The sequence below is a fragment of the Streptomyces sp. NPDC002206 genome (genome assembly GCF_053593595.1).
The window spans coordinates 81,449-95,143 of sequence record NZ_JBSFCW010000002.1 but is presented as its reverse complement, the minus strand read 5'-3'; the positions used below and the strand labels follow the sequence as shown (position 1 = coordinate 95,143).

Annotated in this window: 11 protein-coding genes and 3 pseudogenes; 7 read left to right on the top strand and 7 right to left on the bottom strand. The window is 70.9% G+C overall.

What is annotated here, in order from left to right:
- Positions 1–218 precede the first annotated feature (218 nt).
- The 5 genes and pseudogenes from ACWCP8_RS05330 (at position 219) to ACWCP8_RS05310 (ending at position 6,215) form a co-directional block, all read left to right on the top strand.
- Entirely contained in the window at positions 219–1,388 is a 1,170-nt protein-coding gene (locus tag ACWCP8_RS05330) for a substrate-binding domain-containing protein (RefSeq protein ID WP_451114275.1), read from the top strand.
- 101 nt (positions 1,389–1,489) lie between these two features.
- Positions 1,490–2,807 (top strand): annotated as a pseudogene (locus ACWCP8_RS05325) (ABC transporter substrate-binding protein); the annotation flags it as partial.
- Positions 2,800–3,264 (top strand): annotated as a pseudogene (locus ACWCP8_RS05320) (carbohydrate ABC transporter permease); the annotation flags it as partial. The pseudogenes ACWCP8_RS05325 and ACWCP8_RS05320, both read left to right, overlap by 8 nt.
- 36 nt (positions 3,265–3,300) lie before the next feature.
- Complete coding sequence (locus ACWCP8_RS05315; protein WP_451114273.1) at positions 3,301–4,332, top strand: hydroxyacid dehydrogenase; 1,032 nt, start codon at positions 3,301–3,303, stop codon at positions 4,330–4,332.
- Positions 4,329–6,215: a DUF2264 domain-containing protein gene (locus ACWCP8_RS05310; protein ID WP_451114271.1), complete on the top strand. Its 1,887-nt coding sequence runs from the start codon at positions 4,329–4,331 to the stop codon at positions 6,213–6,215. Before ACWCP8_RS05315 ends, ACWCP8_RS05310 begins: the two co-directional genes overlap by 4 nt.
- 49 nt (positions 6,216–6,264) lie before the next feature.
- Here the strand turns inward: ACWCP8_RS05310 and ACWCP8_RS05305 are convergent, their stop codons facing one another.
- The 4 genes from ACWCP8_RS05305 to ACWCP8_RS05290 all read right to left on the bottom strand — a co-directional run bounded on the left by ACWCP8_RS05305 (position 6,265) and on the right by ACWCP8_RS05290 (position 10,055).
- Positions 6,265–6,897 carry a LutC/YkgG family protein gene (locus tag ACWCP8_RS05305; protein ID WP_352269633.1) on the bottom strand — a complete coding sequence of 211 codons (633 nt, stop codon included), beginning with the start codon at positions 6,895–6,897 and terminating at the stop codon, positions 6,265–6,267.
- Positions 6,894–8,429 (bottom strand): LutB/LldF family L-lactate oxidation iron-sulfur protein, encoded by a 1,536-nt coding sequence (locus tag ACWCP8_RS05300; protein WP_352269634.1) that lies wholly within the window; start codon positions 8,427–8,429, stop codon positions 6,894–6,896. The genes ACWCP8_RS05305 and ACWCP8_RS05300 overlap by 4 nt, the downstream gene beginning before the upstream one ends.
- Positions 8,426–9,193 carry a (Fe-S)-binding protein gene (locus ACWCP8_RS05295; RefSeq protein WP_451114268.1) on the bottom strand — a complete coding sequence of 256 codons (768 nt, stop codon included), beginning with the start codon at positions 9,191–9,193 and terminating at the stop codon, positions 8,426–8,428. The genes ACWCP8_RS05300 and ACWCP8_RS05295 overlap by 4 nt, the downstream gene beginning before the upstream one ends.
- Before the next feature lie 136 nt (positions 9,194–9,329).
- A complete protein-coding gene (locus ACWCP8_RS05290) occupies positions 9,330–10,055 on the bottom strand; it encodes a FadR/GntR family transcriptional regulator (protein ID WP_451114266.1) in 726 nt (241 codons plus the stop codon).
- On the opposite strand from ACWCP8_RS05290, the gene ACWCP8_RS05285 reads away from it, so the two are divergent.
- On the top strand, positions 10,014–10,499 hold the full coding sequence (locus ACWCP8_RS05285; RefSeq protein ID WP_451114264.1) for a helix-turn-helix transcriptional regulator: 486 nt from the start codon (positions 10,014–10,016) through the stop codon (positions 10,497–10,499). The genes ACWCP8_RS05290 and ACWCP8_RS05285 overlap by 42 nt on opposite strands.
- Here the strand turns inward: ACWCP8_RS05285 and ACWCP8_RS05280 are convergent.
- The 3 genes and pseudogenes from ACWCP8_RS05280 to ACWCP8_RS05270 all read right to left on the bottom strand — a co-directional run.
- Positions 10,493–10,618, bottom strand: a pseudogene (locus tag ACWCP8_RS05280) (LD-carboxypeptidase); the annotation flags it as partial. The gene ACWCP8_RS05285 and the pseudogene ACWCP8_RS05280 sit on opposite strands and share 7 nt — an antisense overlap.
- Before the next feature lie 80 nt (positions 10,619–10,698).
- Positions 10,699–11,481 carry a crotonase/enoyl-CoA hydratase family protein gene (locus ACWCP8_RS05275; RefSeq protein WP_451114262.1) on the bottom strand — a complete coding sequence of 261 codons (783 nt, stop codon included), beginning with the start codon at positions 11,479–11,481 and terminating at the stop codon, positions 10,699–10,701.
- Entirely contained in the window at positions 11,478–13,007 is a 1,530-nt protein-coding gene (locus ACWCP8_RS05270; RefSeq protein WP_451114260.1) for an AMP-binding protein, read from the bottom strand. Before ACWCP8_RS05270 ends, ACWCP8_RS05275 begins: the two co-directional genes overlap by 4 nt.
- Before the next feature lie 78 nt (positions 13,008–13,085).
- Between ACWCP8_RS05270 and ACWCP8_RS05265 the strand changes: the two genes are divergently transcribed.
- On the top strand, positions 13,086–13,676 hold the full coding sequence (locus ACWCP8_RS05265) for a TetR/AcrR family transcriptional regulator (RefSeq protein WP_451114258.1): 591 nt from the start codon (positions 13,086–13,088) through the stop codon (positions 13,674–13,676).
- Positions 13,677–13,695: the final 19 nt, after the last annotated feature.

The window sequence follows — 13,695 nt, the reverse complement described above, 5'->3', positions numbered from 1 at the left end:
AACGGACCGGCCGCCGGAAGGCCGCCGCCGAGCGGGAAGCGAAAGCGGGGGACCAGCGCATCCAAAACCGTTCGGGATGCGCCCAGCACGCACCAGTGAGTCCACGACTCACTCATGCACTCTGGTTAGGAACGGTGATCGCTATGCTGCCACCCAAGCGCGCACGCGAAGCGTTCAAACGAACAGTGCGCCACCGGTACGGCGAGGGAGCCAACAGCATGCGGGAGCCGGTTGAACTCAGGCGTCAGCGAATCCTGTCGGTGGTGCAGTCGCGGGGCGCCGTCAAGGTCAGCGTGCTCGCCGCCGAGCTGGATGTCTCGGTGGTCACGATCCGGCGGGACGTGGAGGAGCTGACCCGGGTGGGGAGGCTGCGGCGCGGGCACGGGGTGGCCCGTCCGATGGTCGACGTGCCGGAACCCGCCACGGCCCCGGCGGCGCGGACCGAGGAGCCGGCCGGGGACAGCGCTGCGGTGGCCCTCGTGGTACCGGAGCGGCATTCGTATCTGTACGAGACGCTGCACGGCGCCCGGACCGTGCTGGAGGAGTCCGGGATGCGGATCGCCCTGCACATCGCGCCGCAGTCGGCGGGCGCCGAACGGCCGCTGGTGGAGCGGGCGCTGGCGGACGGGGCCCGCGGGCTGCTGATCGCCCCCCGGTGGCGCAACGCGCGCTCGGAGGAGCTGGACTACGGCTGGCTGGCGGAGGTGGGGGTGCCGACCGTGCTGATGGAGCGGCGGCCCCGGCCGGGCAGTGCGCTGCACGCTCTGGACTCCGTCTGTTCCGACCACTGGTACGGGACGCATCTGGCCGTGGACCATCTGGTGTCGCTGGGCCACCGTCGTATCGTCCTGGCCGCCCGCGACGACAGTCCGACGGCGCGCACCATCCGGACGGCGTTCGCCGAGATCGCGGCGGCCCGTCCGGAGGTTGAGGACTGGTCGATAGTGCTCAGTTCGCCTGCGGCGGTGTCCGGCCCCGGTCCGCAGACGCCCGGCGCACCGGCCGAAGCCGCGCCCGCTCCGGATCCCGGCGGCGACGGCACGACGGTCGACCTTGCTGCGCTGCTGCGCGAACAGGGCGCCACGGCGGCCGTGCTGCACGGCGATGTGGACGCGCTGATGCTGGTGCAGCGGCTGGCGGAGGGCGGTGTCCAGGTGCCGCGGGACTGCTCGGTGGTGGCGTACGACGATGTGGTCGCCGCCCTGGGCAGTACGCCGCTGACCGCGGTGGCGCCACCGAAGGCGGAGATCGGGCGGGCGGCGGCCGAGTTGCTGCTGTACCGGCTGGCCGGGACCGTCGGTGCCACCGGTCCGGTGCGCAGGACGGAGTTGCTGCCCACTTTGAAGATCCGCGGTTCGGCGCGGCCGCTTCCCACCCCTGAAGGCTGATCGTTTGACCGCTTTCATTTTCTTCTGAGCGATCTATTGACCCGTACCGATCAGCCGATCAGGATTCCCGTGTCTCGAATCAGGAGCCGCGGGAGGCACCCATGCCTGGTCGGCAGAGCCGTCGATCCGTGCTCGCCTCGATCGCCGCCCTGCCGCTGACGGGCGCGCTCAGCGCCTGCAGCAGCAGTGACGGTGCATCAAAGTCGGGCAGCACGAGCAAGACCAGCACCATCAGCAGCAAGGGCGCGAAGCACGCCACGCACATCACCTTCTGGTCGGCCCTGCGCGGCAGCCAGGAGGTCGTGGACGCGTTCAACCGCACCCACGACCGCGTCCAGGTCGACTTCCAGCAGATCCCCACGGGAGGTCAGGGCGGTTACGCCAAGCTGAGCAACGCGTCCCGGGCCGGCAACGCCCCGGATGTCGCGACCATCGAATACCCCCAGGTCCCCGGCTTCGCCATCGACGGCGTGGCACGCGAGCTCACCGATCTGATCGGCGACGGACTGCGCGCCAAGCTGCTGCCGCAGGCGCTGGGACTGACCACTTTCGAGAAGCGCGTCTTCAGTGTGCCGCTGGACGTCGAGCCGATGCTGATGCACTACCGCACCGACCTGTTCCAGCAGTTCGGTCTCGAAGTACCACGCACCTGGGACGAGTTCGAGGAAGTGGCCCGGACCGTCCGCCGCCGGGCCCCGGACCGGCGCCTGGCGACCTTCGCCACCGACGGTGCCATGCAGTTCGCGGCGCTCGCCTGGCAGGCCGGCGCCCAGTGGTTCGACACCTCGGACGGCGCCTGGAACGTGTCGCTCGCCGACGAGCCGACCCGCCGCGTCGTACTGGCAACGGCTGATCGACCAGGACCTGGTCTTCTTGAACGCCGTGGACAGCCGGCAGAGCGACGCCCAGATCAGCAACGGCCAGATCCTCGTCCGGCTCAGCGGCGCCTGGGACGCCGGGGCGCAGATGAACGCCCGGCCCGCCCAGAAGGGCCAGTGGGCCGTGGCCCCGCTCCCCCAGTGGGATCCGGCGAATCCGGCCGTGGGCACCCACGGCGGCTCCACCTTCGCGGTCACCAAGGACAGCCGGCACCCGGAGGCCGCCCTGGAGTTCATCGAGTGGCAGGTGTCGCACCCGGACGCTCTGCGCGCCCGGCTCTCCAGTGGCAGCAGCAGCCAGTATCCGGCCGCCCCCGGTCTCGTCGCCGTCGGCCGCAAGGCCTTCGACCGCAGCTACTACAGCGGCCAGGACATCTACACGGTCTTCGAGGAGGAGGCGCACAAGATCCGGCACGGCTGGCTCTGGGGACCGCGGATGACCGCCACCGGAAAGGTGATGCAGGACGGCTTCGCACGGGCGAGCGGCGGCCAGGGTTCGTTGATCGACGCGGTGGGCGCCGCCCAGCAGGGCACCATGCCCCCTGATGGCGTCCGGCACCGGGCTGGTCAACACCTTCTGGTCGGTCTTCATCCCGGTGCTCTTCAATCCGTTCGGTGTGTATCTCGGCCGGATATTCAGTCAGGGATACGTGCCGAACGAGGTGCTCGAAGCGGCGCGTGTGGACGGCGCCGCCGAGCTGACCACCTACTTCCGGGTCGCGCTGCGGATGCTGGGGCCCGGTCTGGTCACTGTCTTCCTCTTCCAGCTCACCGCCATCTGGAACAACTTCTTCCTGCCGATGGTGATGCTCTCCGACCAGGACCTGTATCCGGTCAGTCTGGGGCTCTACACCTGGAACAGTTCCGCCACCGTGTCCCCCGAGTACTACCCCGTCGTGATCATGGGCTCGCTGCTCGCCGTCCTCCCGCTGATCCTCGCCTTCGCACTGCTCCAGCGGTTCTGGAAGTCGGGGCTCACCGCGGGCGCCGTCAAGTAACCGGGCCACCCGGACCACTCCCGTACCAGGAGCAAGATGCCCAGCACCACCCTCACCGCAGCCCGTCGGCCGCGCGCCGCCGTCGCCATGAAGCCGGATGCCGCGGCCGCCGTCCTCACCCCCCGATCCCTGGCCGCACTCTCCGAGGTGTGCGCTCTCGCCCCGCTGCCCGTCCTCGACGACTTCACCACCGACCGTGCCCGCGCCACGCTCGCGGACGCCGAACTCCTGGTCACCGGCTGGGGCTGCCCGCCGCTCGACGAGACCGTGCTGGCGGCGGCTCCCCGGCTGCGCGCCGTCGTGCACACGGCGGGCTCCGTCCGCGGGCACATCACCGAGGCCTGCTGGGACCGGGGCATCGAAGTCTCCTCCGCCGCCGCCGCCAACGCGCTGCCGGTCGCGGAGTACACCGTCGCGATGATCCTGCTCTCCGGCAAGCGGGCCCTGGAGCGGGCCCGCGACTACCGGGACGGGCGCCGCCGTGACGACTGGCTGCGCACCTCGCCCGAGGTCGGCAACTACGGCCGCACCGTGGGCATCCTGTCCGCCTCGTTGATCGGCCGGCGCGTCATCGAGCTGCTGCGTCCGTACGACCTGCGAGTGCTGCTGCACGATCCCTATGTCTCCGCGGCGGACGCCGCCGAGCTGGGTGTCCGGCCGGTCGAACTAGCCGAGCTGTTCGCGCAGAGCGACGTGGTGAGCGTCCACACCCCGCTGCTGCCCGCCACCAGCGGGCTCGTCAGTCGTGAACTCCTCACCTCGATGCGCCCGGACGGTGTGCTCATCAACACCTCGCGGGGCGCCGTCGTCGACCAGGACGCGCTCACCGACGTACTCCGCCAGGACCGGATCCGCGCAATCCTCGACGTCACCGACCCCGACACGCTGCCGTCCGCACACCCCCTGTGGGAGTGCGACAACGCCCTGATCACTCCGCATCTCGCGGGCTCGCAGGGAAACGAGTGGCAGCGGCTGGTCGACCTGGCGGTCCGCGAGATCGGCCGCTGGGCCGCGGGCGACGGTTTCGCCCACCCCGTACGACGCGAAAGGCTGGCATTCCTCGCATGACCTCTCCGCTTGAACTTCCCTCCGACGACCGCGACCTGAGCCCGTACACCGGCTACACCCGGGCGCACTGGGAGGCGGCGGCGGACGGCCTGCTGCGGGCCGCGTGGCAGTGGTCGACACCCGGCCGCGCGCTGCTGGACCTGCCGGGCCGGCCGTCCGGATCCGGGGTGCGCTCGGACGGTCTGGAGGGCTATGCCCGTACGTTCCTCGCGGCGGCGTTCCGGGTCGCCGGCGCGGACGGGAAGGATCCGCACGGCTGGCTCGACCGGTACGCGGACGGACTCGCCGCCGGTACCCGGACGCCCGGCCGGGACGATCCGGAGTCCTGGCCACTGATCCTCGACCACCATGTGCAGGGCCAGCCCATGGTCGAGTCCGCCTCGGTCGCCATCGGGCTGCGGCTGACCCGCCCCTGGCTGTGGGACCGGCTCGATCCCGACGTCCAGGACCGGGCCGCGGAGTGGCTGCGCGGTGCGCTGCGGCACACCCCCGCACCCAACAACTGGTATCTGTTCCCCTACTCCGTGGCCGCGTTCCTGGAGTCGGTCGGCCGCGGCGACGCGGAGACGACCCGGGCGAAGGAGCGGGCGCTCGACCTGCTGGAGGGCTGGTACCGGGGACAGGGCTGGTACGCGGACGGCGACGGCGCCGCCTTCGACCACTACAACGGCTGGGCGCTGCACCTGTACCCGGTACTGGACGCGCATCTGTCGGGCGACCCCGAGCTGTCCGCGCACTACGGCTCCCGGCTGCGCGAACACCTGGACAGCTTCTCGCTGCTGTTCGGCGGCGACGGCGCGCCGATCCACTTCGGCCGCTCGCTGACCTACCGCTTCGCGGCCGGTTCGGCGGTCGCGCTGGGCGCCGTCACCGGCCACACCCCGCTCTCCCCCGGTGCCTCGCGGCGGGTGATCAGCGGTTCGCTGCGCTACTTCCTGGACCGCGGTGCGACGGGCACGGACGGGCTGCTGAGCCTGGGCTGGCACGGCCCGCACGAGGCGACGCTGCAGCACTACTCGGGCCCCGCGTCCCCGTACTGGGCGTCCAAGGCGTTCGTCTCGCTGCTGGCCCCGGAGGGCCATTCGCTGTGGACCGCGACCGAGGAACCCGCGCCCAGCGAGGGCCCCGACCGGGTACTGGCGCTGCCCGCACCCGGTCTGCTGATCCAGTCCACCCGGGCGGACGGCATCGTACGGCTGCACAACCACGGCAGTGACCATGTCCGGCCGCACGAGGGCGAGTCGGGTGTGCAGGACGATCCGCTGTACAGCCGCCAGTCGTACTCCACGGTGACCGGCCCCACGTCGAAGGCGAACGCGGCGGACAACCATCTGGCCGTCGTCGTCGCGGGGGTGCGAAGCGGCCGCCGCAGCATCCGCCCGCTGGGCGCCGGACAGGGGGACGGCTGGGGCTGGGCCGCGTCCTGGCACCGCCCCGTCTTCACGTCGGGTGCGCCGATGGTGCCGGGGCTGCGGGTCGAGAGCGTCACGGTGGTCCGCGGGAGGTACGAGCTGCGGGTGCACCGGGTGCTGGGCGCGCCGGCCGGGGCGCGGGTGGAGCAGACGGGCTGGGCGACCGGCCCGGACGACGGCGTACGGTCCGCGCTGCACGGACTGCACGGCTGGGAGACTTCGGACGAGGTACGGGCCCCGCAAGGCACGGCGTACACCCGCTGGGCGGTGGTGCCGCGGCTCGGCGCGGACGCGGAGGGGACGGTCCTGCTGGTGTCCCTCGCGTCCCTGACCGCGGAGCCGGACGCGACGGCGCTCGCGGCGGCGGTCAGCGGGGTGAATGTGGACGGCGACACGGTCGAGATCGGCTGGGCGGAGGACGGGGCGACGACCCGTATCGCCTTCGAACCGCTGAAGGTCGAGCACCGCTGACCAGCTGTCCGCCGGACGGCCTCATGGCCGTCCGGCGGACGACCCCGCCCTACGCGTCGAGGCGGATCACCACCACCAGCGACCGGGGACCGTGCACCCCCTCGACCCGCTCCAACTCGATGTCCGAGGTGGCCGAAGGCCCGCTGATCAGGGTCGTCGGCCGCTCCGGCACCAGCCGGGCCACCGCCTCCGGCACCCCCACCTCGACCGCCGACAGATCCACCACGCACACGTGCAGGTCGGGGACGAGCGACAGCGCCCGTCGCCCCTGGTCGGGCGAGCCGTCGAGGAAGATCGTGCCGGTCTCGGCGCAGCCGACGGCCGACCCGGTGACGACACCGTCCAGCGCGTCGAGCCGGGGCGCCGGAATATCGGCACAGTCCTGCTGAACCTCCCCGTCGTACGCGTCGAGCCACCGCTCGTCGAGCCCGGCGGGCACCCCGATCTTCCGGGCACCACGCTCCCGCAGGACCTGCGCGATCACTTCGGCGGTGCGGTCGCCGGTACAGGCGTGCACCTGTGCCTTGTAGTCGACGAGCCGGTCGGTGAAGAGCGCGAGGCGCTCGTCGTCGGGGAGTGTGCGGCCGGTCCGGTAGTCGCGCGGGACAGCCGTGTCGGGGGTGGGTGCGAGAGCCAGGGCATCCCGGATCCGGCCGAGCACCGTCTCGCGAGCGGTCGTCACTTTTCCTCCTGCTGCTGGTTCCTGCCGTCCTCGGCGGCGGCCCGCATGGTCGCGGCGCCCTCGTCCGACGCCAGCCAGGCGCGGAAGGACTGCTTCGGCGGCGCCACGGTGTCACGGCTGTCGCTCCACCCGTTGAACGGAGGCGGCAGATGCGAGATCTTCCCGTCCCGCCCGGCGAGGACCCGGCCCAGCCCCGCAGCCTTCTGCGCGGCCGTGAACAGTGTCGGTCTCCTCATCACGCCGGCCGCCGCCTTCATGGCCAGCTTCTCCGCCGTCGTACCGGACTGTTCGGTGTGCTGGTGGCGCAGCTCGACCAGCAGCGATGGGATGTCGATCTTGACCGGGCAGGCGTCGAAGCAGGCGCCGCAGAGGCTGGAGGCGTACGGCAGAGAGCTGTTGGGGTCATCCTTGGCCGCGTGCATCCCGGCGAGCTGCGGGGTGAGGACCGCCCCGATCGGGCCGGGGTAGGTCGATCCGTACGCATGCCCGCCGGCCCGTTCGTACACCGGGCAGACGTTCAGACAGGCGGAGCAACGGATGCAGTTGAGCGCCTCGCGCCCGATCCGGTCGGCGAGCGCGGCGGTGCGTCCGTTGTCGAGGAGCACCAGATGGAAGTCCTGCGGTCCGTCTCCCGGCGTCACACCCGTCCACATCGAGGTGTACGGGTTCATCCGCTCCCCGGTCGACGAGCGCGGCAGCAACTGCAGGAAGACTTCGAGGTCCTGATAGCGCGGCAGCACCTTCTCGATGCCCATGACGGTGATCAGGGTGTCGGGCAGGGTCAGGCACATCCGGCCGTTGCCCTCGGACTCGACGACGGACAGGGTGCCGGTCTCGGCGATCCCGAAGTTGGCGCCCGAGACCGCCACCTTCGTCGTCATGAACTTCTCACGCAGATAGGCGCGGGCCGCGGCGGCGAGATGGGCGGGGACGTTGTCGAGCCGCGGGTCCACACCGGGGATCTCCTTGAGGAAGATCTGCCGGATCTCGTCGCGGTTGCGGTGGATCGCGGGCACCAGGATGTGCGACGGCTTGTCGTGGGCGAGCTGCACGATGAGCTCGGCGAGGTCCGTCTCGTACGGGGTGATGCCGATCGATTCGAGGTGCTCGTTGAGGCCGATCTCCTGGGTGGCCATCGACTTGACCTTGATGACCTCCTTCGATCCGGTCGCGCGGACGAGCCGGGCGACGATCTCGTTGGCCTCGACGCCGTCGCGCGCCCAGTGGACGGTGCCGCCTCGCTCGGTGACCTTCCGCTCCAGCTGCTCCAGGAGTTCGGGGAGCCGGTTCATGGTGTCGGTCTTGATGGCCGAGCCGGCGTCGCGCAGCTGCTCCCAATCGGGCAGTTCACCGGTCACGTTGAGGCGTTTGGCGCGGATCGTACGGGTGGCCTTGCCGAGGTTGCGGCGCAGCTGTTCGTTGCGCAGCTCGTCGTGGGCGGCGGCGGAGAACTTCCGGTCGCCGCGCAGATTGCCCGTCCCGTACGGGGAGCGGGGCGGGGTGGCGGGCATGCCGAGGAAGGTGCTGCTCATCGGACGGCCTCCGTCAGGACGTACGGCGAGGTGCGGGTGGAGGAGAGGATCTGCGCGAGGTGCAGGGTCCGGGTGCCCGATGCGACGCGGGAGAGTCCGCCGCCGATGTGCATCAGACAGGACGAGTCGCCCGCGGTGCACACGGCCGCCCCGGTGGTGGCGATGTTGCGCATCTTGTCCTGGAGCATCGCGGTCGACGTCTCGGCGTTCTTCACGGCGAAGGTGCCGCCGAAACCGCAGCAGGAGTCGGCCTCGGGAAGCTCGACGAGGTCGATGGAGTCGACGGCCCGCAGCAGCTTCAGGGGCTTCTCGCCTACACGCAACATACGCAAGGAGTGACAGGTGGGGTGGTACGTGACGCGGTGCGGGAAGTAGGCGCCGACACCGGTGACGCCCAGGACGTCGACGAGGAACTCCGACAGCTCGTACGTCTTGGACTTGACCGTGGCGACGCCCGCGCGCAGCGCCGCGTCCCCGTACCGCTCGGCGATGATCTCGTGCTGGTGTCGGACCGATCCGGCGCAGGATCCCGAGGGCATGACGACGGCGTCGATCGACGCGTCGCCGAACTGCTCGGCGAAGTTCCGCACGAGCGGGACGGGCTCGCGCTGGTAGCCGGTGTTGACGTGCATCTGGCCGCAGCAGGTCTGCTCCGGCGGGAACACCACCTCATGCCCCAGGCGGGCGAGCAGGACCGCGGTGGATTTCACCGCCTCGGGAAAGAGCGTGTCTCCCAGACAGGTGGCGAAGAGTCCGATACGCATGGGGCCTCTCCGATCGTTTCTCTGGCCTTTATATGGTCGGACCATACTAGCCTCGGTCCGGAACGTGAAGAGGGGCAGGACATGCCGAGGGGACGATGCGCGTTCGCACCGTCCCCTGGTTGCTGTCGTGTTGCGGCTACGACTTCTCGTCCACCAGCGTGCCGTGCAGGCTGCGAATGTGCCGCTCGACCAGACCGGCCGCCTTTGCTCCCTTGCCCGCGCGCACCAACCGCAGGAGTTCGGTGTGCTCGGCGTTGAGGCCGGCAGCCGTGGCCGGCCAGTCCTCGGCCTCCTCCAGTGCGCGCAGGATCAGCGGGCGCACGGACTCGCGCACGGCGGAGGTGAGCGTGGAGGTCAGTTCATTGCCGGAGCTGCGGGCGATCTGGACGTGGAACCGGGTGTCCAGATCGTTGAACTCGGCTACGCCGACGTCCGGTTCCGCCATCCGTACGAGCAGTCGCTCCGCTTCGTCGAGGTCCTCCGCGGAGGCATGTGTGGCCGCCGCCTCGAAACTGGACCGCTCCAGCACGACGCGCGCCTCCAGGACGTCCTCCAGGCTGTAGCTGCCGAGGGCGAAGTGCAGTCGCAGCAGCCGGCCGAGGGCGCCGTCGGGGTTGCGTACGATCCGCGCCCCGGCGTCCGGGCCACGGCCGGGCTGGGCGACGAGGACTCCGATCGTCTCCAGCACCCGCAGCGCCTCACGCAGCGCGGATCTGCTGACCCCGAGGACCGGCGCGAGCTCCCGCTCGGGCGGCAGCCGGTCCCCGGCCTTGAGTTCTCCGGCGAATACCCGCTCCTCGATGCTCTGGAGCACGAGTTCATGCGTACGGGACTGCCGTACGGGTTGCCACTCGACAGGCATCGTTCACCCCCTGCCTCAGCCTCTTCATCTCACTATGTCACACACGACATGTGGTCGGACCAAATATGCGGCGCGTCGGCAGGACAGCGACGATCAGCCCGGCCGCTGTGGCGGCGACGCCCGTGCGAGGCGATCCGGCAGGCGCCGGGCCGGCCGTGGACGACGTCTCTGGCCGCGGTGTACACGCACATGAACCCGCGGAGTCTGCATCGGAGGTTCACCGCGGCGACCGGTCTGAGCCTGGCCCGCTGGGTCCAGCAGGCCAGGCTCGTCCAAGCGGTGACACTGCTCGCCAGGAACACCCCGGTCACCGCCGTCGCCATCGGTCTCGGCTACGCGACACCCAGTGCGTTCACAGCGATGTTCCGCCGCGCGCTGGGCACGACCCCTTCGGCATACTTCGCCGACGTGGAAGAAGCCCACCGGCAGACGGGGCCTCAGTAGGTCACGACGATACGGCGAGCGGGCCCGTCAACCCGGATGCTCCCGCCGTACGGGATCACCACCTGCGGGTCCGTGTGGCCGAGGTCGACATCGAGGACGGCCATCATGTCGGGGGCGTACGGGGCTTGTCCGGGTAGCTGGGTGTCGCTATCCGGCGAGCGTAGGACGAGCCCGTTTCCGGTGTCAGCCGGGTTTCTGCTCACTCGTCGAACGACCCGTGGCGGCCCGCACCGCCGCCGAACCGGTCGGCACCGGCCTGGGTCTCCCCCGCGGTCAGCGGAACCAGGCCGTGCCGGTACTCGGCCGCCAGGGCGTCCGGTTCGGAGAGGCCGTGCTGTTCGCGGACGGAGAGCCTGTCGTGACGCAGACAGAGTTGGGGGAACGCGGCGATCTCACGGCCGAGTTGTTCCGCCGCGCTACGTGCTTCACCGGTCGGCACGAGCCGGTTGGCGAGCCCTATGTCGTACGCCTCCGTTGCCGGGACCGGGCGGCCGGTGAGGATCAGGTCCATCGCGCGGCTCTCACCGATCAGGCGCGGCAGCCGCACCGTGCCGCCGTCCACCAGGGGCACGCCCCAGCGGCGGCAGAAGACACCGAAGACCGCGTCCTCCTCGACGACCCGCAGATCGCACCAGACGGCGAGTTCCAGGCCGCCGGCCACCGCGTGGCCGGAGACTGCGGCGATCACCGGTTTGCTCAGCCGCATCCGGGTGGGCCCCATCGGCCCGTCGCCCTCGGCGTGGACCTTGTTGCCGCGTTCCGTGCCGATGCCCTTCAGGTCGGCTCCGGCGCAGAAGGTGCCGCCCTCGCCCCACAGCACAGCGACAGATGCGTCCGGGTCGGACTCGAACTCGCGAAAGGCGTCCGCCAGTTGATCGGCGGTCGGCCCGTCGACGGCATTGCGGACCTCGGGGCGGCTGAGAATCACCGTAAGGACGGGGCCGTCGCGCTCGATCCGTACGGCGGGGTGTCCGGTCGTCACTTTCCCTCCCACAGGGGGTCGCGCAGGGCCCGGCGGAGGATCTTTCCGACCGGCGAGTACGGGATGGTCTCGACGAAGTGCACGGTCTTGGGCACCTTGTAGCCGGCCAGCCGAGCCCGCACATGATCGCGCAGGGCCGCTTCGGAGACCACGGCCCCGGGCCGCAGCGTGACGAAGGCGGTGACGGCTTCGACCCAGGTGGCGTCGGGGGCACCGACAACGGCGCACTGCGCGACCGCTGGGTGGCTCGCGAGGGCGTCCTCGACCTCGCGCGGGTAGACGTTGTAGCCGCCCGTGATGATCATGTCGCTGCTGCGGTCGACGAGGTGAAGGTAGCCGCGGTCGTCGAAGCGTGCGAGATCCCTGGTGCGGATCCAGCCGTCGTCGGTGAGGCTCGCGGCGGTCAGCTCGGGCGCGTTGTAGTACCCGGCCATGGCGAACGGTGCCTTGACCCGGACCTCGCCGATCCCGCCCGGTGCGACCGGGGCGCCGTCCTCGTCGGTGAGGACGAGCCGCGCGTCGACCGCCGGGTGTCCGGCGGCCCCGAGCAGTTCACCGCCCTCGGCATGGTCGTCCTTGTCGAGCACGGTCAGACACAGCGGCGCCTCGGTCTGTCCGAAGTACTGGACGAACTTGGGGCCCCAGGCGTCCAGTGCGTGGTCGATGAGCGGGCGCGGCATCGGGCTGGCCCCGTAGACGACGGTGTGCAGCCGGGCGAGGTCGGCGCGCTCGGCGTTCCCGTCGGCGAAGAGCATGCCGAGCATGGTGGGGACGAGGTTGACTGCGGTCACCCCGTAGCGGGCGATGGCCGCCAGGTACTCGTCCGGGGCGAAGCCGCCGAGGACGGCGGAGGCGCCACCCCGTACCCAGTAGGGCAGCACGAAGGTGCCGCTGGCGTGGATGAGCGATGCGGCGTGCAGCATCACATCGTCCCGGCCCGGTGAGACGAGGTTGGACAGGATGTTCGCGCTGATCGCGGCATAGCTGGCCTGCGTGTGCTGCACGGCCTTGAGGGTTCCGGTGGTGCCGGATGTGTAGAGGATCAGGATCACGTCGTCCGCCGCCGCAGGCAGCATCGGGTCTGCGGGGCTCGCATCGCGCATGGCCGCCGGCAGGTCGAGGTGGCCGGCCGCGTCGGGGCTGCCGAGGCAGGCGAACGCCAGCCCCGGTACGGCGGCGCCGAGTTCGAGCGCACGCTCGGCGAGTTCCGGCCCGTACACCAGGAGGGTCACGCCGGTGTCCTGGAGCATGCGGGCGTGTTCGGCGGCGGAGAGGCGGCCGTTGAGGGGGACGCGGGCGGCCCCGGCCTTCAGGCAGGCGAAGTCGACGGAGATGGACCACAGCCCGTTGCCGAGGAGCAGCCCGACCCGGTCGCCACGGCCGACGCCCAGTCCTGCGAGGACGTGGGCCAGGCGGTTGGCGGCCTCGTCGACCTCCGCGTAGGTGAGGGAACGGTTTTCGAAATGCACGGCGGTACGTCCTGCGAAACGCGCGGCACCGCGGCGAACCAGGTCTACGGCAAGCATGCGCCGGACGATAGACCCGTCATATACAGTCCGTCCAGACTGTTTGTTGGTTCCGTGTCCTGTCGTACGCTCGCTGCCATGCCCGCTCCACGCCGCACCCAGCAGCAACGCCGGGAGGAGACCCGGCAACGCCTCCTCGATGCCACGATCGGCTGTCTGGTCGAGCACGGCTTCGCGGGCACCACGACCCAGCGGGTACAGGAGCGGGCGGGCGTCTCCCGAGGCGCGCTGCTGCACCACTTCGCCTCGAAGGCCGATCTGCTGGCGGCCGCCACCCACCATGTCGCCGAGCTGCGACTCGCACACATCCGAAGCGAGACGGACGGCGGCGCACAGAGCCGCGAGAAGGGACTCGCCCTGCTGCGCACGGCGATGTCGGGCCCGTACTTCCTCGCGGGCCTGGAACTGTGGCTGGCGGCCCGCACCGACGCCGACCTCAGGGCGGCGCTGCTTCCGGCCGAGCGGGAAGTGGGCGCGGCCCAGCGTGCGGTGATGGCCGATATCTTCGGCCCGGAGACAGCGGCGCGCGAGGACTTCGCCCTGCTCTGCGAGTCACTGCTGGTCCTGCACCGCGGCCTGGCGCTCACCGGCGTGCTGCGCGAGGACCCGACATTCGACGACGAACTGCTGCGGCTGTGGGCGGACCGGTTTCTGACAGCCCGGGCTTAAGAGGCGGTTGTCCCGGGGC